The following is a 22,406-nucleotide window of genomic DNA, read 5'->3' as shown; positions in this document are numbered from 1 at the left end:
CGATACTGATTTAAGCTATCAGTTGATTCTACTTTTCGCTCACACACCATGGCTGACCCTCTGCTGATCGCGAAAAACGGCGCCACCGAGTGCTTTCTGTTGCCCGGCCTGGCCAACCGGCACGGCCTGATCACTGGCGCCACCGGCACCGGCAAGACGGTGACGCTGCAAAAGCTGGCCGAACAGTTCTCATCCATTGGCGTGCCGGTGTTCATGGCCGACGTCAAGGGCGACCTGACCGGCATCAGCCAGCAGGGCAGCGTGCCCGAGAAGCTCGCAGGCGTGTTGCAAAGCCGCGGCCTGGACCTGCCCGAACCCGTCGCCTGCCCGACCACCCTGTGGGACGTGTTTGGCGAGCAAGGCCACCCGGTGCGCGCCACCATCACCGACATGGGCCCGCTGCTGCTCGGGCGCATGCTCGATTTGAACGAGACCCAGCTGGGCGTGCTGAACCTGGTGTTCAAGGTGGCCGACGACAACGGCCTGCTGCTGCTCGACCTCAAAGACCTGCGCGCCATGCTGAGCTACGTGGGGGAGAACGCCAAGCAGTTCACCACCGACTACGGCAACGTGAGCGCGGCCAGCATTGGCGCCATCCAGCGCGGGCTGCTGCAGATTGAAAGCCAGGGCGGCGAGCAATTTTTTGGCGAACCGATGCTGGCCATCGACGACCTGCTGCAAACGGTAGGTGGCCGTGGCGTCGTCAATATCCTCGCCGCCGACAAACTGATGAACGCGCCGCGCCTGTACGCGACCTTTCTGCTGTGGATGCTGTCGGAATTGTTCGAGCAGCTGCCGGAAATCGGCGACCCCGAGAAGCCCAAGCTCGTCTTTTTCTTTGACGAAGCGCATTTGCTGTTCAACGAGGCGCCCAAGGTGCTTGTCGAGCGCATCGAACTCGTGGTGCGGCTGGTGCGCTCCAAAGGCGTGGGCGTGTATTTCGTCACGCAGAACCCGCTGGACATTCCGGACAGCGTGCTGGCGCAACTGGGCAACCGCGTGCAGCATGCGCTGCGCGCCTTCACCCCGCGCGACCAGAAGGCCGTGAAGGCGACGGCCACCACCATGCGCCAGAAGCCCGGCCTGGACATTGAAGCCGCCATCACCGAGCTGGCCGTGGGCGAAGCGCTGGTCAGCCTGCTTGACGCCAAGGGCCGCCCGAGCATCACCGAGCGCGTCTACGTGCTGCTGCCCGGCAGCCAGCTCGGCCCCATTTCGCCGCAGCAGCGCCGCGCGCTGCTGAACCAATCGCTGGTGGCGGGCGTATACGAAAAGGTGGTGGACCGCGAATCGGCCTACGAAAAGCTCAAGGCACGCACCAACGAGGCGGCAGCACAAGCACAAGCGCAGGTGCCCGCAGCCAAAGGTGGCGCTGCACCCGCCCAGGATGGCGGTGGTCTGCTCGGCGGGTTGAACGACGTGCTGTTTGGCAGCACCGGCCCGCGCGGCGGAAAGCGCGATGGCCTGGCGCAGACCATGGCCAAGTCGGCCGTGCGCACCATGGGAACCAGCCTGGGGCGCGAGATATTGCGCGGCGTGCTGGGCAGTGTGTTTGGCGGGCGCAAGCGCTGAGCATTTGCCAAAATACTATGAATTTCGTAGCTGCTAACGCATATAAATAGAGCGCTGGAGGCAATTTTCATGCATATTTCAACGCCCTGCGGTCGGAGCGCACCATGAGTTGGCCCGACCTCGACTTGCCCACGGCCCAAGACGTGCACGCCGCCGCCGAGCGCCTGCGCGGCATTGCGCACCGCACGCCGGTGCTGCGCTCCAGCACGGCCGACGCGATGCTGGGCGCGCAAGTATTTTTCAAGTGTGAAAGCCTGCAGCGCGGCGGCTCCTTCAAGTTCCGTGGCGCCTACAACGCCTTGGCGCAGCTCTCGCCCGAGCAGCGCGAGCGCGGCGTGCTCACGTTTTCGGCCGGCAACCACGCACAGGCGATTGCCCTGGCGGCGCGCATGCTGGATATGCCAGCGCTGGTCGTTATGCCGCACGACGCGCTCTCGTCCAAGATGGCTGCGGCCCGTGCCTACGGCGCCCAAGTTGTCACCTACGACCCACTGACCGAAGACCGCGAAGCGATCAGCCACAAATTGTCGAAAGAACGTGGCATGGTGCTGGTGCCGCCGTCCGATCATTTCGACGTCATCGCCGGCCAAGGCACGGCCGCGCTGGAACTCATTGACGAAGTGCCGCGCCTGGATGTGCTCTTTGTCGGCGTCGGCGGCGGCGGATTGCTGGCCGGCAGCCTGCTCGCCACCAAAGACGCCTTGCCGCTGTGCCGCGTCTACGGCGTGGAGCCCGAGGTGGCCAACGACGGCCAGCAGTCGCTCGCCAGCGGGGAAATCGTGGAAATCGCGCTGCCGCGCAGCACCATTGCCGACGGCGCCCGCGCCACCGCCCTCTCGCCGATGGCATTCGACATCATCCAGCAGAGCGTCGAAGGCATCGTCACCGCCAGCGACCCGCAACTGATGGAAGCCATGCGCTTCTTTGCCGAGCGCATGAAAATCGTCGTCGAACCCACCGGCGCGCTGGCACTGGCCGGCGCCCGCCACAGTGGCTGCGACATTCGCGGCACACGCGTGGGCATCATCGTCAGCGGCGGCAACGTCGACCTGGCGCGCTACGCCCGCTTCCTGGCTGATTGAATGAACTCCCCCCTGAGTCGCTTCGCGCCTTCCCCCCTCTCTCGAATCGCTGCGCGATTCGGGAGGATTGACGCTCCCAGCGCGGCGGGGCGGCGCGGCCGGCTTGGGCCCTTGCGCGGGAGCCCTGGCTGGTGCCGCGCCTGCGTCATAGGTAGCGGGTCCTCAAGAACGTGAAATCCATCACTTAACGTCCCTATTCCTCCCATATCCCATGAGCAACGTCCACCTCATTGACCACCCCCTGGTGCAGCACAAGCTCACCCTCATGCGCCGCAAAGACGCCAGCACCAACAGCTTTCGCCACCTCCTGGGCGAACTCTCAACGCTGATGGCGTACGAGGTGACGCGCGACATGCCGCTCTCGGACATCGAGATCGAGACCCCACTGGAGACCATGACCGGCAAGGTCATCGACGGCAAGAAGCAGGTGCTGGTCTCCATCTTGCGCGCGGGCAATGGCTTTCTGGACGGCATGCTCAACGTGATTCCCGGCGCGCGCGTGGGCCACATCGGCCTGTACCGCGACCCGGCCACGCTGCAACCCGTGGAGTACTACTTCAAGATGCCGTCCGAGATGGAGGAACGCGACATCATCGTCGTCGACCCCATGCTGGCCACCGGCAACTCGGCTTGCGCCGCGATTGACCGGCTGAAGAAGTTGAAACCCCGTTCCATCAAGTTCGTCTGCCTGCTGGCCGCACCCGAAGGCATTGCCACGATGCAAAAGGCGCATCCCGACGTGCCGATCTACACCGCAGCCATCGACCGTGAGTTGAACGATCACGGCTACATCCTGCCGGGGCTGGGGGATGCGGGAGACCGGATTTTTGGGACCAAGTAGGCGACGCACTTCAGCCGGCTACCGCGTCACTCTTCAACGACTTCCCCCAGATCGCTGGCAATCAGCTTGAACTGCGCCAGCGCCGCTTGCAGGTCTTCCACAATCTCCAGCGCAATCAGGCGCGGTGCGGGCAGGTTGTCGCTGTCGGCGAGTGAATCGTCCTTTAGCCAAAAAATATCCAGACTCGCTTTGTCCCGCGCGATCAGCTCTTCGTAGCTGTAGGCGCGCCAGCGACCGTCCGGGTTCTCGGGCGACCAGGTCGCCTGGCGCTGGTGGCGGTTGTTGACGTTGTAGAGGTTCACGAACTCTTGCAGATCGTCGCGGCGCAGCGGGTTGGTCTTGAGCGTGAAATGCTTGTTCGTGCGCAAGTCGTAGATCCACAACTGCTTGGTCCACGGTGACTCGCTCGCGGGCTTCTTGTCGAAGAAGAGTACGTTCGCCTTGACACCCTGCGCGTAGAACAAGCCCGTAGGCAGGCGCAGCAGCGTGTGCACATCGCACTCGTGCAGCAGCTTTTTGCGGATGGTTTCGCCCGCGCCGCCTTCAAACAACACGTTGTCTGGCAGCACCACTGCCGCGCGACCGTGGGTTTTGAGCAGGGTCTTGATGTGCTGCACAAAGTTGAGCTGCTTGTTGCTGGTGGTGGCCCAGAAATCATCGCGCTCAATGGTGTCTTTTTCGGTGCTGGTGCGGCCGTCTTCCCCCACGATGACGGTGCTGCTCTTCTTGCCAAAAGGCGGGTTTGATTCGAATGCTGCGTGCAACTCAAGAGGTGCAAAGAGCGCTGCAAACAACGCTATGTCGTCAATTGCTTTTGCAGCGAAAAGCATTTCAGCCGCGCTTTTTGTCATATCTGGCGGCCCTCAACACCAAACGCCTTCGCCAGCGTCGACTGCCTCAGCGCCTGCGCGCGCTTGAGGTTGGTATCGACCTCGGCTTCGACTTCGCGGATGATGGACAGGTGGCGGTCTACTTCGGCGACGATTCGGGTTTGCTCGGGGAATGGCGGCAGTGGAACCGAAAGTGCTTGCAGCTTTGTTCCATTGACATTGGCTTGCCCCACCTGCTGCGTGACAACACTCTTGACCCATTGCCTTCCAAAACTCGAATTGATGTATGCCGCCAAAAACTCGGGCAATGCACCAGCAAGCGTGCGAACGCGAATTAGGTACGACGCAAAGGAGTAGTTGGTTGGCTTTGAGCGGAATACTGCGACCTTCCCAACCAACTCAGGGCTATTGGTTCGGTTGAACAGCAGATCGCCATCTTTCAATAGGAGCTTAGGAAACTCCTCGTGATCGCTGGGCAGGTACTTCAATTCGTCAAAGCGCAGCTCACCTTCAAAGATGTTGCCCATTCGAAGAACGGGGATACCTGTCAGGTCATCAGAGGTTTTTGAGGACGAGCCATATTCCACGAGCTGCGAAATTTGCTCCACAGACGCCTCTGCCCACCCTTCTGGGACGCTCTCAATCAATGAGCGTTCAGCAGTTGCAGGCTCAACATACTTTTTCTTAAGCGCCCACTTCGTCCGCCGCTCCTCAAGAATCCGCTGCAAAAGCTGCTCGCCGGTTTCGTAGGTGCGGTCTTCGCGGTGAGCCAGGCTGGCTTCGGTTTCGACGAGGCGGCCTTCGACGGCGGCTTTGAGGACGGAGGCTTTGTAGCGTTTGAGGTTGGCTTTGACGCGCTGGAGGTTGGCGACGGCTTCGTCGAGGCGGGAGAATTGTTTTTCGAGTTCGGCGACGATTTCGCGCTGCTCGTCCAACGGTGGCAGCGGCAACGGAATATCTTGAATCGTCCGCGATGAAAGATGCTTCACCGTGATGGACGACGTTGCGTCGTTGATTGCCTTCAAGTAGCCCGGCAGGACGTAATCGAGGAAGCGCGGCAAGTACAGGGCTTCATCGACCGTGATCTTGCAAACCCGCTGATTGAGCAACGAGAGTGGACCGCGCCAGCGTGCGCAGTTGAAGTCACCATCCATGCCAACGAGCAGGTCACCAGCGCTCACGACATAACGCTCATCAAAGTCGCCGGAGTAAAAAGTTTCGGAAGCCGGACTGCCCACGTCGCGAATGCGAATGAGCGGCATGCCGCCATCCCGGGTAAAGAGCTCAGCCTTGAACGCGTAGCCATTCAGTACTTGCCCGACGTCACCCAGGCGAACTCGTTCCCAATGAGGTTTGGCTGCAAGAAGCGAATTTCCACCGGCAACGATGTCATCTAAAGAAACGGTAAGTGCCATAACTACGCCGCCAACTCCCGATTCATTTCCTCAATCACCCTGGGCAGTGCCGCGCCAAAGAGCTGGTGCACCTTGCCCAGGCCGCCCTCGGTGTTGAAGGGGGCGTATTCAAAGTCGTCAATTTCAATGCCGAGGTTGGCGGCGATGTGGTCGCGGATCATTTCTAGCCAGTGTTGTTGCTCTTGCGTGAACGGTTGGGGGTTGTGCTGCTGGTGCTGCGCCAGCCAGGCTTTGAAGTTGGCCTGCACGCGCTCGGGGTACGGCACCAGCTCGTTGGTCTGCTGCATGGCAAAGCGCACCAGGCTGACGAGGTCAGTCAGCAGGCGGCGCTGGCTGGCGCCTTTGACCTTGTCTTTTCGAATGGCGGCGTAGGCTTGCCACAGGGCGCCTTCGTCCATCAGGTGGGGCGGCGCGTGCAGGGCGTCGGCCAGCGCTTTGACATCTTCAAACTTGAGCGGCGCGCGGGTCGGCCTGTTGTACAAAATTTGCAGCGCAGTGATTTCGTCTTTGTGCTGGGCAATGAAGGCCTCAAAGCTTTGCACCAGTTCTGCTGCGCGGTCGCTACCCTCGGAAAAAGTGGCGCTGATCAAGCTGTCTTGCGTTACGGTGTCGATCACCAGGTCGGCCTTTTGCTTCATTTTCAATAGCTGCTCGCGCAAAGCGGGCGTACTGAAAGGCTTGGTTGCGTCTCTAAGCCGCGCATCGGCCTCAAAGGGCGACATGTCTTGAGTGGCGTCGATGTTGAGCGCTTGCACAATGCCGCGCGCCAGGTCGCGCAGGGTTTTGCCGCCGCTCAGCTCCTGCACTTTGGCCTTGTCGGCGTCTGATGCATCGCGGTCCAACCGCGCCAGGCGGGCGGCGATGCTGCTCAGCACTTCGTCTTCCACATTGCCCAGGCTGACGGCTTGCAGCAGTTTGTCCAGCCCCACGCTCTTCTTTTGGTCCATGGGGCGGCTGTCGGTTTTGTCGCGCTCGCACACGCCCACGGCATCGACGATGACGAAATGGTCTTTCTTCACCCCCTCCCCCGGGTTGACGGCGGCCAGGTCGGTGGGGTTGCAGATGCGCACGCCCCGGCCTTTCATTTGCTCGAAGAAGCTGCGGCTTTTTACGCTGCGCATGAAGACGACGATTTCCACTGGCTTGATGTCGGTGCCGGTGGCGATCATGTCCACGGTGACGGCCACGCGCGGGTAGTAGGCGGTGCGGAAGTCTTTGATGAGTTGCTCGGGGCTGGTGCCGGTAGTTTTGTAGGTAATTTTTTGCGCGAACTCGTTGCCCCGGCCAAACTCTTCGCGCAGGATTTCGACAATCTTCTCGGCGTGGTTGTCGTCTTTGGCAAACATCAAGGTTTTGGGCAGCTCCTGGCGCTGGGGGAACAAGTCAACGTTCCAGTTGTCCTTCAGCGTGCGCACCACGGTGCGGATCTGGTCGGGCGTTTGCACGGCGCGGTCGAGCTCGGCGGGGTCGTATTCAAAGTCTTCGTCGAGCTGCCAGGCGGTTTTGCGGCGGGTGGCTTTGTCCAGCGTTTCCAGCCAGTAGCCTTTTTCGACCTTGGCGCCGGCCTCGGTCACCTCGGTTTTGATGCGGTACACGTCGTAGTTGACGTTGACGCCATCGGCCACGGCCTGCGCGTGGCCGTATTCCATGACCAGGTTCTGGTTGAAGAAGCCAAAGGTTTGTTTGTTGGGCGTGGCCGTCAGGCCAATGAGGTAGGCGTCAAAGTACTCCAGCACCTGGCGCCACAGGTTGTAGATGCTGCGGTGGGCCTCGTCCGTCACCACAATGTCAAAGCTCTCGATGGGGATGGCGGGGTTGTAGCCAATGGGGTCGGCCTGCTTGAACAGGCTCTCCATGCCTTCGGTGCTTTCTTCGTCGGCATCGGCCGGCAGTTCGCGCCCCTTGAGCATGCTGAACATGCGCTGGATGGTGCAGATGACGACGCGGGCGCTGGTGTCGATCTGGTTGCTTTGCAGGTGCTGGACGATGTATTCCTCGCCAAACTTGTAGTTGTTGTAGGGCGAGGCGTAGGCGTCAAACTCTTTCTTGGTCTGGCGCGCCAGGTTGCCTCGGTCTACCAAGAAGAGCACGCGACGGGCGCCGCCGAATTTAATGAGGCGGTAGATGAAGCCGATGCTGGTAAAGGTTTTGCCGCTGCCGGTGGCCATCTGGATCAAGGCCTTGGGCTTGTTGGCGGCAAGGCTTTTCTCCAGGTTTTCAATCGCCGTGATTTGCGCGGGCCACAGCTTGTAGCTGGCGCCGCCGGTGCCCCATTCGGTTACCAGCTTGGGCATGGTGCGCATGCGGGTGAGGAAGGTGCCCGCCGCATCTTGCGCCGTATTGGAACCCGCCGGCGCCTGCAAATAAGTCAGCCACTGCAGCAGCAATTCAGGGCGGAAGAAGGCGAAGACGTTGCGTGCGCGGGGCTCGGGGTCCAGGCCGTTGGTGAAGTGGGTCTCGACCCCGGTGGACTCCCACAGGAAGGGCAAGGGCCTGCGCCATGCGGGCAAGCTGGCGGGCAGGCCTTGGGCGTAGCGGCCAGACTGCACTTCCACACCGATCAGCGTTGCGCCCTCTTTCTTGGCTTCGATCACGCCGCAGGCTTTGCCGTTGACATACAGCAGGTAGTCGGCAAAGCCAAAACCAGGGTTGAGCGGGAATTCGCGGATGGCGACGCCAAGGGCCGCATGGATGTTCGCATCGGCGACGCCGCAGACGTGCCAGCCCGCTGACAGCAAGAGTGCGTCTATGGTTTTCCGGGCTTTTGCCTCTGGCGTCATGCTGAACCTCCCTGCGGGCGATTCTAGAAGGCCATCAGCCCTTGGAACTCAGCTTCAAAATTTGAAGCAGCATTGGCGCTCGGCTGCTTCGGTCGGCGCCCTGCTCCCAGCCCTCAATCCTTGAAGCTCGGCACCTGCTTGCTCATGCTGGCCGTCATCGCGGTGGTCAAGTCGCTGCTCATCAGCATGGCGGCGTTCCACGTAGCGATGTAGTTCAAGCTGTCGGCCACCGTGTGGTCGCGGGCGTAGGTGATCATTTCCTTGGTGCCGCGAATCGACAGGGGCGACTTGGCGGCGATGGTGGCCGCAATCTCGTGCACGCCGGCGTACAAGGCCTCACGGCTTTCGAACACGCGGTTCACCAAACCCATTTCCTTGGCTTCGGCCGCGTCGAACTTGCGGCCGGTGTAGGCCAGCTCGCGGGTGATGCCCTCGCCCACCAGCTTGGGCAGGCGCTGCAGCGTGCCGACGTCGGCCGTCATGCCGATGTCGATTTCCTTGATCGAGAAATAGGCGTCGCCGCTCGCGTAGCGCATGTCGGCGCAGGTGATGAGGTCGATGCCGCCGCCAATGCAGGCGCCGTGGATGGCGGCGAGCACGGGCTTGCGGCAGCGCTCCAGGCTGGTGAGGGTGTCCTGCAGGTCGAGGATGACGCGGCGCAGTGCTTCGCGCGTGCGGCCATCGCAGTCGTTCTTAATCTGCGGACCCAGGCCCATCATCATTTGCAGGTCGATGCCGGCGGTGAAGAGCTTGCCCTCGCCTTGCAGCACGGCGACGCGGGCTTCGGGGGTTTCATCAACCCACTGGAAGGCGCGGCGGATGTCCTGCCACATGGCGGCGTTCATGGCGTTGGCCTTGTCCGGGCGGTTCAGGCGCACGGTGGCGATGTGGTCTTGCAGCGAGACAGCGAGGGTTTCAAATTGCATGGAAGGCTCCAGTTTCAAGTGTTTTTGGCGTCCAGCGCTTATGCAGTAAGCGTGAGAAGCTATTAATTCAATAGTAACTCGATCAGACTTTTACATCCGTCGCGGCCGCCCGCCATTGGCGCTCAATGTCTGCTGCGCTCCACGGGGCATCGGTGTTCACGGTCAGTGCCAGTGCCTGCTCATGCACCGTCAGCGGTTCGGCTGTGCGCTGCTGCGCTGCCAGTACGGCCAGATCGGCCTCGGACGGGTCGTCTCCTGCCGCAAGGCGACTCTGTACACGCGCTTGCAGGTCTAGCTCGCCGGCGCGGCAGTGCAACACGGTGAAGGGCACACCCAGCGCCTGCGCCACGGCGTGCATGCGCACGCGCTCGCTGCGCCGCAGGAAGGCGGCGTCGACAATGACCGGGTAGCCGGCCTGCAACAGCGCGCGGGCCTGCTCGGCCAGGTGCTCGAAGGTGCGCTCGGATGCGTCGGGCGTGTAGATGTCGGCGCCGCGCGCTGCCGAGTCGGCCAATGGCGCCAGGCCATGCAGGCGCTTGCGCTCTACGTCCGAGCGCAGGCGCACGGCGCCGGCCTGGGCCAACAGGGCAGTGGCGACGGTGGATTTGCCCGAACCCGACAGACCATGGGTGATGAGCAAGCGCGGCTGCATGGGCTGGGCCAGTGCCTCGGCGCAGGCCAGGTAGTCAGGCCCGCACGCCTGCGCCCCACCTTGCCCGGTGCGCAGCCGCGCCGCCAGGGCGCGCACCAGGGCACGGTAGATTTCGTAGGGGCGCAGCACGGCCAGTGCTGCGTAGTCGCCGGTTTCGCTCAGGTAGGCATCGAGAAAGCGCCAGGCCAGATCCGAGCGGCCATGGGCATGCAGGTCCATGGTGAGGAACGCGGCATCTGCCAGGGTGTCGATCCAGCGCAGGGCCGGGCTGAACTCGATGCAGTCGAAGGCGGTGAGCGCGCCCTCCAGCCGCACCAGGTTGCTCAGGTGCAGGTCGCCATGGCCCTCGCGCACATGGCCGCCCGCCTGGCGCTCGGCCCACCGCCCTTCCAGCCCGGCAAACACCGGGCGCAGCGCCTGCAGCCGGGGCGCAGCGGCATCGTCCAGCACGCTGGCCAGGGTTTTGAACACATCGCCAATGGCCTGCTGCACCTGGGCGGCGCTGCCCCACGCACTGCCGGCCGCCGCCACCGGGCAGGCGGCATGAAACTGCGCCAGACGCTTTGCAAAACGCTGCAGCTCGGGCGCTTGCAGCGCGCCCCGGCGCACCAGGGCGTCGGCCTCGCTGGCGCTGGCGAAGCGGCGCATGTGCACCACCCAGTCGATGGCGCTGTCTGCCGCTTCGCCCGGCGCGCCCAGGCGCGGCGCCTGCACGCTGCCCAGCACGGGCAGCACGTCCAGGTACAGCGATGCCGCGAGCCGCTGGTTCAGGCGCAGCTCTTCTTCACAAAAGTGGCGCCGCGCAGCCACGCTGCTGAAATCGGCAAAGGGCAGGCAAATCGACTTCTTGAGCTTGTAGGCGTGGCCGGGCGTGAGCAGGATGTGCGAGAGATGGGTCTGCACATGCGCCACGGGCCCACCCGCCTGCTGCAGCACCAGCGCCAGATGGTTCGCCAACGTGGCTTCGTCCTGGATTTGCATGGTCAAATCAGCCTCCAGCGCTTGCTGCACATGCACCGGCAGCTATCAAAAAGCGAGAAGCTGCGGCACAGCACCATGCGCACCCTCGCCTCTGGCAGCGCCAGCGCGCCTGGGCGAAGCATGCGCCAGCGGGCCGCAAGCGGCTGCCAGGCGCCGTGCACCGCCCCTGTCGTGCTCACACCCTGGCGACCTTCATGGCCGCCAGATACGGCGCCAGGCGCTTGGCCATTTCGTCGCCCAGGGCCTGCAGGCCGCTCATGGGGCGCACCATGACTTCGAAGTCGACAATCTTGCCGTCGTCGTCGAACTGGATCATGTCGATGCCTTTGAGCTCCTTGCCGTTCACCTTGGCGCTGAATTCCAGCACCACGCTCTTGCCGTCGGCACTGGCGAGTTCGCGGTGGTAGCTGAAGTCTTCAAACACCTTGACCACCGTGCCCAGGATGAGCTGCACCGCCTGCGCGCTGGGGTACGGCGTGTGCGCCATGGGCGAGCGGAACACCGCCTTGGGGTGCAGGATGGAGGGCAGCTCGGCCAGGTTGGCTTCGGCAATCATGGCGTGCCATTTGGCCATGCTCTCTGCCACTTTGGGCGCAAGCATTTGCGCAAAGCCCTTGGCCTGTGGGGCGTCGATCTTTTTCGCTGAAGTGTCCAGGCGCAGCGCCAGTTCGGTGCCCTGCTTGATCGCCCGCTTGGCGTCGAGTTCGACCGCCTTGTCGGCGCCGCCGATCAGGTGCACGGTGCAGCCTGCGGCTTCCAGTTCGGCCTGCAGCGCGCGCTGCGGGTCTTGGCCGGCGCAGAGAATGACGTTGTCTACCGCAAGCACGCTGTCTTTGCCGTCCACGGTGATGTGCAAGCCGGCGTCGTCCACCTTGCGGTACTGCACGCCGGGGATCATTTCGACCTGGCGGTTCTTGAGGGAGGTGCGGTGGATCCAGCCGGTGGTCTTGCCCAGGCCCTCGCCGACTTTGCTGGTCTTGCGCTGCAGCAGGTAAATCTTGCGCGGAATCTCGCCCAGCTCCGCCGCCTGCACGCCACCCCGGTGCGTAGCGGTGGTGTCCACGCCCCATTCGGCGAAGAACTTGGCCTTGTCGAGGCTGGGGCTGACGCCTCGGTGCAGCAGGTATTCAGAGACGTCAAAGCCAATGCCGCCGGCGCCAATCACCGCCACGCTCTTGCCGACCGGTTTCTTGTCGCGCAGCACGTCCAGGTAGCCCAGCACCTTGGGGTGCGTGATGCCGTCGATCTCGGGCACACGCGGCACGATGCCGGTGGCGAGTACCACCTGCTTGAAGCCGGCGGCCAGCAAATCCTGCGCCGCCACCTTGCGGCCCAGTTGCAGCTTGACGCCGGTCAGCTCGATCTGCTTGCCGAAGTAGCGCAAGGTCTCGTAGAACTCTTCCTTGCCCGGAATCTGCTTGGCGATGTTGAACTGGCCGCCGATTTCTGCCGCCGCATCGAACAGCGTCACGTCCAGACCCCGGCGTGCGGCTTCGGTGGCAAACGCCAGGCCTGCAGGGCCGGCGCCGACGACGGCGACACGGTCCTTGCGCGCCAGCGGCTGCATCACCAGAATCGTTTCGTGGCAGGCGCGCGGGTTCACCAGGCACGAAGTGATCTTGCCGGCAAAGGTGTGGTCCAGGCAGGCCTGGTTGCAGGCGATGCAGGTGTTGATCTGGTCCGACAGGCCCGCAGCCGCCTTGTTGACGAACTCGGGGTCGGCCAGGAACGGCCGGGCCATGCTCACCATGTCGGCCATGCCATCCGCCAGGATCTGCTCGGCCACCTCGGGCGTGTTGATGCGGTTGGTAGCGACCAGCGGAATCCCCACCTTGCCCTTGAGCTGCTGCGTGACCCAGGCAAAGGCCCCGCGCGGCACCTTGGTGGCTATTGTTGGAATGCGCGCCTCGTGCCAGCCAATGCCGGTGTTGAGGATGGTGACGCCGGCGGCTTCGAGCGCCTGCGCCAGTTCAATGACTTCTTCCGTGGTCGAACCGCCTTCCACCAGGTCGAGCATGGACAAGCGAAAGATCAGGATGAAGTTGGCGCCGGCGCGTGCGCGCGTACGCCGCACGATTTCCAGCGGAAAGCGGATGCGGTTGGCGTACGCGCCGCCCCATTCGTCGTCGCGCTGGTTGGTCTGCTGGGCAATGAACTCGTTGATCAGGTAGCCCTCGGACCCCATGATCTCGACCCCGTCGTAGCCGGCGCTTTGCGCCAGCGCCGCGCAACGCACGTAGTCCTCGATGGTCTGCTCGACTTCTTCACTGGTCAGCGCGTGCGGCTTGAACGGGCTGATCGGCGCCTTGAGCGCGCTGGGCGCCACCAGTTCGGGGTGGTAGGCGTAGCGGCCAAAGTGCAGGATTTGCATGCAGATCTTGCCGCCGGCGTCGTGCACCGCCTGCGTCACCACCTTGTGCTTGTCCGCCTCGGCCTGCGTGGTCATGGCGGCGCCGCCTGGCATGGGACGGGCCCGGTCGCTGGGGGCAATGCCGCCGGTCACGATCAGGCCCACACCGCCGCGCGCGCGCTCGGCGTAAAAGGCTGCCATGCGGGCAAAGCCGTCCTTGGCTTCTTCCAGGCCGACGTGCATGGAGCCCATGAGCACGCGGTTTTTGAGGGTGGTGAAGCCCAGATCAAGGGGCGCCAGCATGAGGGGAAAAGCGGACATCGCGGAATCCTTGTGGAGGTGGGGAGAGCCAGTCGCCTATGCAACCAGTTGCACAAAAGTGTACGAGCGTTCTTTTATTTATGCAACTGGGTGCATAGTTCTTTATAGTTTGATACCCTGCGTCCATGTCACTGGCCCACGCTGTACTCACTTCGCTGTTGGAAAAACCCTCCTCAGGCTACGACCTGGCGCGGCGCTTTGACAAATCGATTGGCTACTTCTGGCACGCGACGCACCAGCAGATCTACCGCGAACTGGCGCGCATGGAGCGTGCCGGCTGGATCGAGAGCAGCATTCCCGCTGACGCAGGCAAGACACGCAAAAAGGAATACCGGGTGCTGCCTGCGGGCCGGACAGAACTGGCACGTTGGGCCGTGCAGAGCGCCCCGCCGGCCGAACTTCGCGACGAATTCATGGTCAAGCTGCGCGCTGACGCCGTACTGTCCGAAGTGGACCTGCGGCCGGAACTCGCCCGCCATCTCGCGTTGCACCGGGACAAACTGGCGCACTACCAAGCCATCGAAGCACGCGATTTTCCAGTGGCAGGGACATTCTCGCGCCACGCGCAGATCCAGCACATGATTCTCAGAAAAGGCATCCTGTACGAGCAGTCGTCAATCCAGTGGACACAGGACATGCTTGAAGCGCTGGAGTTGCTCGCATTGCCATCCATTCCGGGCTGACCGCAACCCCGAGCCGGCACACAAAAAAAGCCACCGAAGCCGCAAAGCTTCGGTGGCTTTTGTATGGGCGGGCTCTCAAGCCCGCTGCCACACCAACGTGATCAATACACGTCGTTTTGCGTGTTGTGCAGGTTGAAGTGGCCAGTAGGCGTGACCAGACGTGGGTCCTTAATGACCTTCTTCAGCTTGAGCGTCTTGTCGTCGACCACCACGATGGCGCTGACCTTGTCCTTGGCGCTCCATACCGAGAACCAGACTTCGTCGCCCGCCTTGTTGAACTCAGGCTGCACAACGCGCTTGGCGCCGTCGTCCTTGATGTCGGCCCACTCGGCGATGGGCAGCGTGACATAGCCCTTGTCGAGGTTCTTGATGTCGAACACCACCACGGCCTGCGAAACCTTCGGATCAGGATTCAAAGGCGCATCCGAGTACAGGTGGTTGGACTTGGGGTGGCTCTTGACGAACAGAGCGCCGCCGCCAGGACCCGTCAGCTTGGCCACTTCCTTGAAGGCGTATTGCTTGTTCTTCTTGGGGTCGGTGCCGATCAGCGAGATCGTCTCGTCGCCCAGGTGACCGGTTGCCCACACAGGACCAAACTTCGGGTGAATGAAGTTGGCGCCGCGGCCGGGGTGGGGAATCTTGCCCACATCGACGATGGCCGCCAGCTTGTCTTCTTTCAGGTCAAACACCGAGATCTTGTTGCTGTTGTTCGCCGCCACCATGAAGTAGCGCTTGGTCGAGTCCAGGCCGCCGTCGTGCAGGAAAGGCGCCGAACCGATTTCGGTCATCTTCAAGGCGTTGAGGTCGGAGTAATCCACCATCAGCGTCTTGCCGGTTTCCTTGACGTTCACAACAAACTCGGGCTTGAAGTGGCTGCCCACGATCGAGGCCACACGGGGCTCGGGGTGGTATTCCTGCGTGCCCACCACGTTGCCGCGGGTCGAGACGATTTTGAGCGGCTCAAGCGTGTCGCCATCCATGATGACGAATTGCGGCGGCCAGTAAGAACCGGCAATCGCGTACTTGTCTTCATAGCCCTTGAACTTGCTGCTCTCGATAGAACGTGCTTCCAAGCCCGTGCGGATTTCTGCCACGGTCTCGGGGTGCTCCATCCACATGTCGATCATGTTGACCTTGGCGTCCCGGCCAATCACGAACAGGTAGCGGCCCGAAGCCGACATGCGCGAGATGTGCACGGCATAGCCGGTCTTGAGAACGCTGATGATTTCCTTCGAATCACCGTCGATCAGCGCAATCTCACCCGCATCGCGCAGCGTGGTCGAGAAGATGTTGCTGATGTTGTACTTGTTCATCTTCTTCTTCGGACGCTTGTCCGGAGCAATGAGAACTTTCCAGGTCTTCTTCATGTCGGCCATGCCGAATTCCGGCGGGACCGGGGGGTCTTGCTGGACGTAGCGAGCCATCATGTCGACCGTGGCTTCGTCCATTTCACCCGAGGTCTGCCAGTTCGGCATGCCGGCGGGCGAACCGTAGGCAATGAAGACCTTGAGGTAGTCGGTGCCCTTGGCGAGCGTGATGTCGGGTGTCAGCGGTTTGCCGGTGGCGCCCTTGCGCAGCACGCCGTGGCATCCCGCGCAGCGCTCAAAATAGATTTGGCGGGCCCGGTCGAACTCGGCCTGCGTCATCTTGGGTGCTTTGGGGTTCATGCTCTGGTACATGGGTACATCACCCATGGGCGAAGAGCCAGCTTGGTAATTCAGCTCGGTATCCGAGGCAAAGGGTTTCTTTTCCTGGGCTACAGCGATCAGCGCCAGCGAGGAAAGTGCCAGGGCCGCGAGGCGCGCCAGCTTGCGGGTAGTCATACAGGCTCCTTGATTGCCACAGCCCATGCCAATTCCCCTTCGGGGTACCCGCTGAAGGCTGCGACAGATCGATTGCAGCGGGATGAATCCATATTCCTACACGTCATAGTGGGTATAGTTGATTCATCTCAAATAGCTAACCGAAATGACCATTTAACAACGGGTTTACCCTAGAAATGTCATTGAAGTCCAGACGACCAGCGGTCTTTCACCAAGAACGGCCAGCCAGCGCCCGCACTACCGAATAAGTAGCGCCCGAAAATCGTTCACATTGGTGCGCGTTGGCCCCGACACCACCGAGTCGCCCAGCGCGCCAAAAAACCCATGCCCATCGTTGGTCGCAAGGCTGGCGCGGGGGTTGATCCCCAGTGCCCAGGCCCGCGCCAGCGTATCGGGCGCCAGCCAGGCGCCGGCGATTTCCTCCTGCCCGTCGACACCGTCGGTGTCTGCCGCCAGACCGTAGATGCGCGGGTGGCCTGCCAGCGCCAGGGCGCACGCCAGCAGGCACTCCACATTGCGCCCGCCGCGCCCATCGCCGCGCACGGTCACTGTGCTCTCACCGCCCGAGAGCAGTACGCAGGGCCCTGCTACCGGCTGCCCCCGGTCGGCCACCTGGCGTGCAATACCGGCCAGCAACGTGCCCATGTCACGCGCCTCGCCCTCCAGGGCGTCGCCCAGGATGTAGGCCGGGTAGCCCGCGTCACGCGCCACCTGCGCTGCGGCTTCCAGCGCCTGCTGCGGCGCGGCAACGATTCGGCTCTCGCAGCGGGCAAGCCTCGCATCACCCGGCTTGACCGATTCGCCGGCCCCTGTTTCCAACAGCACGCGCACGCCATCGGGCAGATCCATACCGTAGCGCTGCAGAATCTCCAGTGCGTCGGCGCAGTGCGTCGGGTCGGCCACGGTGGGGCCGGAGGCAATGTCCATCGGATCGTCGCCGGGCACGTCGGAAATCAAGAGCGTCAACACCTGCGCCGGGTGGCACGCTGCCGCCAGGCGCCCCCCTTTGATGGCCGAGAGGTGGCGGCGCACGCAGTTCATCTCGCGGATGGTGGCGCCCGACTGCAGCAGCCCACGCGACAGCGCCTGCTTGTCGGCCAGCGTGACCCCCGGCAGCGGCAAGGGCAGCAGCGATGAGCCACCGCCTGAAATCAGGCACAGCACGAAATCATCGGCCCGCAAGCCTTCGCACAGCGCCAACATGCGCCGCGCGGCCTGCTCGCCCACCGCATCGGGTACCGGGTGCGCGGCCTCAACAATTTCAATGCGCTCGCAGGGCACGGCATAACCGTAGCGCGTCACCACCAGGCCCCAGAGCGGCCCCGGCCAGTGCTGCTCCACCGCGCGTGCCATGGCCGCAGACGCCTTGCCCGCCCCGATGACGATCAGCCGCCCACGCACCTCTGCCGGGTCGGGCAAATGGGGCGGTACGCAGCGCTCGGGCTGCGCCGAAGCCACGGCTGCGTCGAACATGGCGCGCAGCAGCGCGCGGGGCGCAACTGCAGGCGGCAGAGAGGGTGGCGATGGATCAGGCATGGCTAGCAATGGGTGGTTCAGCCAGCAGTCTGGCCGATTTCGAAGTTCGCCATTTTTTCCAGCGCGCGCACCATGGCCGAATGGTCCCAGGCCTTGCCGCCGTGCGCTGCGCAGCTATTGAACAGCGCTTGCGCCGTGGCGGTGTTGGGCAGGGCCACGCCCAGTGCACGGGCGCTCTCCAGCGCCAGGTTCAGATCCTTTTGGTGCAAGGCAATGCGAAAGCCTGGGTCAAACGTGCGCTTGATCATGCGTTCGCCATGCACTTCCAGAATCTTGCTTGACGCAAAACCGCCCATCAGCGCCTGGCGCACCCGCGCCGGGTCGGCACCGGCACGCGCCGCAAACAGCAGCGCCTCGCCGACCGCCTCGATATTGAGCGCCACGATGATCTGGTTGGCCACTTTGGCCGTCTGCCCGTCGCCATTGCCGCCCACCAAGGTGATGTTCTTGCCCATCACCTCGAACAGCGGCCGGATACGCTCAAACACCTCCGGCGCGCCGCCCACCATGATGGACAGCGTGGCGTTCCTGGCCCCCACCTCGCCGCCCGAGACAGGGGCGTCGAGGTAGTCGCAATCGAGGGCGTTGATCTTTTGCGCAAACTGCTTGGTCGCAATGGGCGAGATGCTGCTCATGTCCACCACCACCTTGCGGGTGCTGCCGGCTTTGGCAAGGCCTGCGGCCAAGCCGCCCTCGCCAAACAACACGGCCTCGACATCCGGCGTGTCGGGCAGCATGGTGAAGACGATGTCGGCCCGCTCGGCCACACCGCGCGCACTGACGCACTGCGTGGCGCTGCTTTGTGCAATGTGCGCTGGCAGCTTGCCCCGGCTGTAGACAAAAAGCTGGTGGCCCGCCGCCAGCAGATGGCCCGCCATGGGCGCGCCCATGATGCCCAGGCCAATGAAACCGATTTTGAGAGGGGATGAAGTCATTGCGTGTCCTTGCGATTCATGCGGAAAGCGCCGTCAGACGTTCGCGCCAGGCCAGGCCCGCCGTGGTGCTGGTGGCCGGCCTGTATTCGCAACCCATCCAGCCGGCGTAGCCGATGCGGTCCAGCAGAGCAAACAAAAAGGGGTAGTTGATTTCGCCCGTGCCGGGCTCATTGCGGCCGGGATTGTCGGCCAACTGGATGTGGGCAATGCGTGCCAGGTGCTTTTGCAGCGTGGCGGCCAGCTCGCCTTCCATGCGCTGGGCGTGGTAGATGTCGTATTGCACAAACAGGTTGTCCGCGCCGACTTCGTCGATGAGCGCCACGGCCTGCTCGGTGCGGCTGAGCACAAAGCCGGGAATGTCGAAGGTGTTGATGGGCTCGATCAGCAGACGCAGGCCCGCGCCCTTCAAGGCGGCGGCGGCAAAACGCAGGTTGTCCACCAAGGTCTGGTGAATGAGTTGCTCGTCCACACCGGCAGGCGCCTTGCCCGCCAGGCAGTTGAGCTGGGGCACGCCCAGCAGATTGGCGTACTCGATCGCCTTGGCCACGCCCGCGCGAAACTCCTGCACGCGGCCGGGGTCGCAGGCCATCCCGCGATCGCCCGCATCCCAGTCTCCGGCGGGCAGGTTGTGCAGCACCAGGGCAAGCCCATGGGCATCGAGCCGCTGCTTGATGTCAGCGGCCGAATACGCATAGGGAAACAAGAACTCCACGGCCTTGAAGCCGGCGCCGGCAGCGGCTTCGAAACGGTCCAGAAACGGCAGCTCGGTAAAGAGCATGGTGAGGTTGGCAGCAAATTGGGGCATGGTTTTTCCTTGTGTCGGGCGCAATGTCAGTCGAGCATGCCCACGGCGGTGGGTGCATCGGCCCGCACCTGCGCGGTTTCCTCAAACTCCATCACATTGTCGATTTCCGTGCCCATGGCGATGTTGGTGACGCGCTCGAGCATCACCTCGATCAGCACGGGCACGCGAAACTCCTCCATCCAGGCGCGCGCCTGGGCGATGGCCGGGGCCAGTTCTTCCTGCCGGTGCACGCGCAGCGCCTTGCAGCCCAGGCCCTCGACGACCTTGCCATGGTCCACGCCATAGCTGCGCGTGCCGTCCTCCTCCGGCGTATTGATGTTGTCGAAACCCAGTTGCACGCAGTAGTCCATGGAAAAGCCCCGCTGCGCCTGGCGAATCAGGCCGAGGTAGCTGTTGTTGACCACCACGTGGATGTAGGGCAGCTTGAACTGTGCGCCCACGGCCAGCTCTTCAAGCATGAACTGAAAATCGTAATCACCCGACAGCGCCACCACCTTGCGCGTCGGGTCGGCAGCGCAGACGCCCAGCGCGGCGGGTATGGTCCAGCCCAACGGGCCGGCCTGGCCGCAGTTGATCCAGTGGCGCGGGTGGTAGACATGCAGAAACTGCGCACCGGCAATCTGGCTCAGGCCGATGGTGGAGACGTAGGTCGTGTCCTTGCCAAAGGCGTTATTCATGCACTGGTAGACGCGCTGGGGCTTCATGGGCACGGTGTCGAAATGCGTCTTGCGCAAGAAGACCACCGAGCTTTTGCGCGCCGCGCATTCGCCCGCCCAGCCCGCGCGCTTGCGCAACCGGCCTGCCGCCTTCCATTCGCCCGCCAGCTCCACCAAAAGCGCCAGCGCCGCACGCGCATCGCTCACGATGCCGTAGTCGGGCGCGAACACGCGGCCAATCTGCGTCGGCTCGATGTCGATGTGAATGAACTGGCGGCCCTTGCAATACACCTCGGGCGAGCCGGTGTGGCGGTTGGCCCAGCGGTTGCCGATACCGATCACAAAATCGCTCGCCAGCATGCTGGCGTTGCCATAGCGGTGGCTGGTCTGCAGACCGCACATACCGGCCATCAGCGGATGGTCGTCGGGGATCGCGCCCCAGCCCATCAGGGTAGGGATGACAGGAATCCCCGTGATTTCGGCAAACTGCACCAGCAACTCGCTGGCATCGGCGTTGATGATGCCGCCGCCCGCCACGATCAGCGGGCGCTCGGCGGCGTTGAGCATCTCCAGCGCCTTTTCGATCTGCTTGCGGCTGGCGGCCGGTTTGTACACCGGGAGCGGCTCGTAGGTGTCGATATCGAATTCGATCTCGGCCATTTGCACATCGAAGGGCAGGTCGATCAGCACCGGACCGGGCCGGCCCGAGCGCATCAGATGGAACGCCTGCTGGAAGGCGCGTGGCACCTGGGCCGGCTCCATCACCGTGGTGGCCCATTTGGTCACGGGCTTGGCTATTGCAGCAATGTCCACCGCCTGGAAGTCTTCCTTGTGCAAGCGCGCACGCGGCGCCTGGCCGGTGATGCACAAAATCGCAATGCTGTCGGCCTGGGCCGAATACAGGCCGGTAATCATGTCGGTGCCGGCCGGCCCCGAGGTGCCGATGCACACGCCGATGTTGCCGGCCGCTGCCCGGGTATAGCCCTCGGCCATGTGGCTGGCGCCTTCCACATGCCGCGCCAAGATGTGGGCCATCGTGCCGCGTTCGCGCATTTGCGCATACAGCGGGTTGATGGCCGCGCCCGGCACGCCGAAGGCCTGGCTTACCCCTTCTTTTTCCATCACCAGCACTGCGGCCATTGCGGCCTTCATCTTTGCCATCGCACACTCCTTGTTGGAATGGCGTCGATGGTGCAAGCGCGGCGCCCGGCGCGGAACCCCCGGTGCGGCCATATCAGCTATTCCCGAGCGCGATAAAGCAGCGGCAAGGGCCAAGTACATTGCGTGGATGGACAGCCTGCTCAGCCTTCAACTCTTTGCGCGAATCGTTGAAACCGGCAGCTTCAGCAAGGCTGCGGGCGAGCGCGGCCTGGCGCAATCCACCGCCACCAAGGCGGTGGCCCGCATTGAAGAGCGCCTGGGTGCGCGCCTCCTGCACCGCTCCACGCGCGGCGTCACACCGACGGAGATCGGCGCTCTGTTCTACGAAAAATGCAAGGCCATCGTGCGCGATGTAGAAGAAGCTGAAAACCTGGCCACGCTGCTGCAAGGCGCGCCGGGTGGACAGTTGCGGGTCAGCACCTCGGTGGCCTTTGGGCGCCGCGTGCTGGTGCCGCTGGCGCTCGCCTACATGCGCCAGCACCCCGGTTTGCGCGTGGACCTGAGCTTTGAGGACCGCTACGTGAACCTCGTGGAGCAAGGCGTGGACCTGGCGCTGCGCATGGGGCGCCTGGCCGATTCCAGCCTGGGCGCGCGCTACCTTGGCACCAACCCCTGGGTCATGGTGGCCTCGCCCAACTACCTGCGCCGCCACGCTGCGCCGCGCACCCCGGCCGATCTGGCCTTGCACGACTGCCTGGTCTACAGCAGCGTACAGGGCGACGACCGCTGGAACCTGACCGGGCCGGAGGGCGACAAGGCCTCGGTTCCGGTAGGCGGGCCGCTGCGCTCGAACAATCTCTCGGCGGTGCTGGCCGCCGTGCGCGCCGATATGGGTCTGGCCATCCTGCCCTGCTACGTGGCGCGCGAATCCCTGGCCGATGGCAGTGCCGTGGCCGTGCTGACCGACTGGTCGCTGCCGGCGCAGGAGGTGCACGCGGTGTTCCCTTCGCCCAAGCTGGTGCCGTCCAAGGTCACCCACTTCATCGCATTTTTGCAACAGTCTCTGGCGGGGGACTGGTGGCGCATGGCGCCGGAACACCGCAGCATTTCATAATCA

General features: G+C 63.4%; 16 protein-coding genes and 1 pseudogene. 5 read left to right on the top strand and 12 right to left on the bottom strand.

Annotation, left to right across the window (positions count from 1 at the left end; translation table 11 throughout):
- The first annotated feature begins 48 nt into the window (after positions 1 to 48).
- The 3 genes from C6571_RS15440 to upp all read left to right on the top strand — a co-directional run bounded on the left by C6571_RS15440 (position 49) and on the right by upp (position 3,495).
- Positions 49 to 1,572: a helicase HerA-like domain-containing protein gene (locus C6571_RS15440; protein ID WP_106447474.1), complete on the top strand. Its 1,524-nt coding sequence runs from the start codon at positions 49 to 51 to the stop codon at positions 1,570 to 1,572.
- Between the two features lie 104 nt (positions 1,573 to 1,676).
- Entirely contained in the window at positions 1,677 to 2,654 is a 978-nt protein-coding gene (locus C6571_RS15435) for a threo-3-hydroxy-L-aspartate ammonia-lyase (protein ID WP_106447473.1), read from the top strand.
- 211 nt (positions 2,655 to 2,865) lie between these two features.
- Entirely contained in the window at positions 2,866 to 3,495 is a 630-nt protein-coding gene (gene upp / locus C6571_RS15430) for a uracil phosphoribosyltransferase (protein WP_106447472.1), read from the top strand.
- A 26-nt stretch (positions 3,496 to 3,521) separates the two neighbouring features.
- On the opposite strand, the gene C6571_RS15425 is transcribed toward upp, so the two are convergent.
- From C6571_RS15425 to C6571_RS15400, 7 genes and pseudogenes are all read right to left on the bottom strand, one after another.
- Positions 3,522 to 4,259: an HsdM family class I SAM-dependent methyltransferase gene (locus C6571_RS15425; RefSeq protein ID WP_245901309.1), complete on the bottom strand. Its 738-nt coding sequence runs from the start codon at positions 4,257 to 4,259 to the stop codon at positions 3,522 to 3,524.
- Positions 4,260 to 4,342: 83 nt separating this feature from the next.
- A complete protein-coding gene (locus C6571_RS15420) occupies positions 4,343 to 5,740 on the bottom strand; it encodes a restriction endonuclease subunit S (RefSeq protein ID WP_106447471.1) in 1,398 nt (465 codons plus the stop codon).
- Positions 5,741 to 5,742: 2 nt separating this feature from the next.
- A complete protein-coding gene (locus C6571_RS15415) occupies positions 5,743 to 8,520 on the bottom strand; it encodes a type I restriction endonuclease subunit R (protein WP_106447470.1) in 2,778 nt (925 codons plus the stop codon).
- 113 nt (positions 8,521 to 8,633) lie between these two features.
- The gene (locus tag C6571_RS15410; RefSeq protein ID WP_106447469.1) at positions 8,634 to 9,446 is read right to left on the bottom strand and encodes a crotonase/enoyl-CoA hydratase family protein; all 813 of its coding nucleotides are present in this window, start codon (positions 9,444 to 9,446) and stop codon (positions 8,634 to 8,636) included.
- Positions 9,447 to 9,528: 82 nt separating this feature from the next.
- The gene (locus C6571_RS15405; RefSeq protein ID WP_106448279.1) at positions 9,529 to 11,079 is read right to left on the bottom strand and encodes a bifunctional aminoglycoside phosphotransferase/ATP-binding protein; all 1,551 of its coding nucleotides are present in this window, start codon (positions 11,077 to 11,079) and stop codon (positions 9,529 to 9,531) included.
- A 175-nt stretch (positions 11,080 to 11,254) separates the two neighbouring features.
- The gene (locus C6571_RS20215) at positions 11,255 to 11,635 is read right to left on the bottom strand and encodes a nuclear transport factor 2 family protein (RefSeq protein WP_420852929.1); all 381 of its coding nucleotides are present in this window, start codon (positions 11,633 to 11,635) and stop codon (positions 11,255 to 11,257) included.
- A gap of 96 nt (positions 11,636 to 11,731) precedes the next feature.
- Positions 11,732 to 13,750: pseudogene (locus tag C6571_RS15400) on the bottom strand (oxidoreductase); the annotation flags it as partial.
- 125 nt (positions 13,751 to 13,875) lie between these two features.
- Between C6571_RS15400 and C6571_RS15395 the strand changes: the two are divergent.
- The gene (locus C6571_RS15395; RefSeq protein ID WP_106447467.1) at positions 13,876 to 14,433 is read left to right on the top strand and encodes a PadR family transcriptional regulator; all 558 of its coding nucleotides are present in this window, start codon (positions 13,876 to 13,878) and stop codon (positions 14,431 to 14,433) included.
- A gap of 101 nt (positions 14,434 to 14,534) precedes the next feature.
- Here C6571_RS15395 and C6571_RS15390 read toward each other — a convergent pair whose 3' ends face one another.
- From C6571_RS15390 to gcl, 5 genes are all read right to left on the bottom strand, one after another.
- Entirely contained in the window at positions 14,535 to 16,256 is a 1,722-nt protein-coding gene (locus C6571_RS15390) for a nitrite reductase (protein WP_106447466.1), read from the bottom strand.
- A 237-nt stretch (positions 16,257 to 16,493) separates the two neighbouring features.
- A complete protein-coding gene (locus tag C6571_RS15385) occupies positions 16,494 to 17,792 on the bottom strand; it encodes a glycerate kinase type-2 family protein (RefSeq protein ID WP_106447465.1) in 1,299 nt (432 codons plus the stop codon).
- A 17-nt stretch (positions 17,793 to 17,809) separates the two neighbouring features.
- Positions 17,810 to 18,727, bottom strand: coding sequence for a 2-hydroxy-3-oxopropionate reductase (glxR, locus tag C6571_RS15380; RefSeq protein ID WP_106447464.1), 918 nt, complete (start codon positions 18,725 to 18,727; stop codon positions 17,810 to 17,812).
- Between the two features lie 16 nt (positions 18,728 to 18,743).
- Entirely contained in the window at positions 18,744 to 19,532 is a 789-nt protein-coding gene (gene hyi, locus C6571_RS15375) for a hydroxypyruvate isomerase (protein WP_106447463.1), read from the bottom strand.
- Between the two features lie 26 nt (positions 19,533 to 19,558).
- A complete protein-coding gene (gene gcl, locus C6571_RS15370; protein ID WP_106447462.1) occupies positions 19,559 to 21,349 on the bottom strand; it encodes a glyoxylate carboligase in 1,791 nt (596 codons plus the stop codon).
- A gap of 127 nt (positions 21,350 to 21,476) precedes the next feature.
- Between gcl and C6571_RS15365 the strand changes: the two genes are divergently transcribed.
- Entirely contained in the window at positions 21,477 to 22,403 is a 927-nt protein-coding gene (locus C6571_RS15365) for a LysR family transcriptional regulator (RefSeq protein WP_106447461.1), read from the top strand.
- Positions 22,404 to 22,406 lie beyond the last annotated feature (3 nt).

It is taken from the genome of Simplicispira suum, from assembly GCF_003008595.1.
GTDB lineage: Bacteria > Pseudomonadota > Gammaproteobacteria > Burkholderiales > Burkholderiaceae_C > Simplicispira > Simplicispira suum.
This window is presented reverse-complemented; position numbering and strand designations above follow the sequence as displayed.

Excerpts from the sequence above, each read along its gene's own strand:
- C6571_RS15440 (WP_106447474.1), top strand. The coding sequence starts at position 49 with ATGGCTGACCCTCTGCTGATCGCGAAAAACGGCGCCACCGAGTGCTTT.
- C6571_RS15435 (WP_106447473.1), top strand. The coding sequence starts at position 1,677 with ATGAGTTGGCCCGACCTCGACTTGCCCACGGCCCAAGACGTGCACGCC.
- upp (WP_106447472.1), top strand. The coding sequence starts at position 2,866 with ATGAGCAACGTCCACCTCATTGACCACCCCCTGGTGCAGCACAAGCTC.
- C6571_RS15420 (WP_106447471.1), bottom strand. The coding sequence starts at position 5,740 with ATGGCACTTACCGTTTCTTTAGATGACATCGTTGCCGGTGGAAATTCG.
- C6571_RS15415 (WP_106447470.1), bottom strand. The coding sequence starts at position 8,520 with ATGACGCCAGAGGCAAAAGCCCGGAAAACCATAGACGCACTCTTGCTG.
- C6571_RS15410 (WP_106447469.1), bottom strand. The coding sequence starts at position 9,446 with ATGCAATTTGAAACCCTCGCTGTCTCGCTGCAAGACCACATCGCCACC.
- C6571_RS15405 (WP_106448279.1), bottom strand. The coding sequence starts at position 11,079 with ATGCAAATCCAGGACGAAGCCACGTTGGCGAACCATCTGGCGCTGGTG.
- C6571_RS20215 (WP_420852929.1), bottom strand. The coding sequence starts at position 11,635 with ATGATTGCCGAAGCCAACCTGGCCGAGCTGCCCTCCATCCTGCACCCC.
- C6571_RS15395 (WP_106447467.1), top strand. The coding sequence starts at position 13,876 with ATGTCACTGGCCCACGCTGTACTCACTTCGCTGTTGGAAAAACCCTCC.
- C6571_RS15390 (WP_106447466.1), bottom strand. The coding sequence starts at position 16,256 with ATGACTACCCGCAAGCTGGCGCGCCTCGCGGCCCTGGCACTTTCCTCG.
- C6571_RS15385 (WP_106447465.1), bottom strand. The coding sequence starts at position 17,792 with ATGCCTGATCCATCGCCACCCTCTCTGCCGCCTGCAGTTGCGCCCCGC.
- glxR (WP_106447464.1), bottom strand. The coding sequence starts at position 18,727 with ATGACTTCATCCCCTCTCAAAATCGGTTTCATTGGCCTGGGCATCATG.
- hyi (WP_106447463.1), bottom strand. The coding sequence starts at position 19,532 with ATGCCCCAATTTGCTGCCAACCTCACCATGCTCTTTACCGAGCTGCCG.
- gcl (WP_106447462.1), bottom strand. The coding sequence starts at position 21,349 with ATGGCAAAGATGAAGGCCGCAATGGCCGCAGTGCTGGTGATGGAAAAA.
- C6571_RS15365 (WP_106447461.1), top strand. The coding sequence starts at position 21,477 with ATGGACAGCCTGCTCAGCCTTCAACTCTTTGCGCGAATCGTTGAAACC.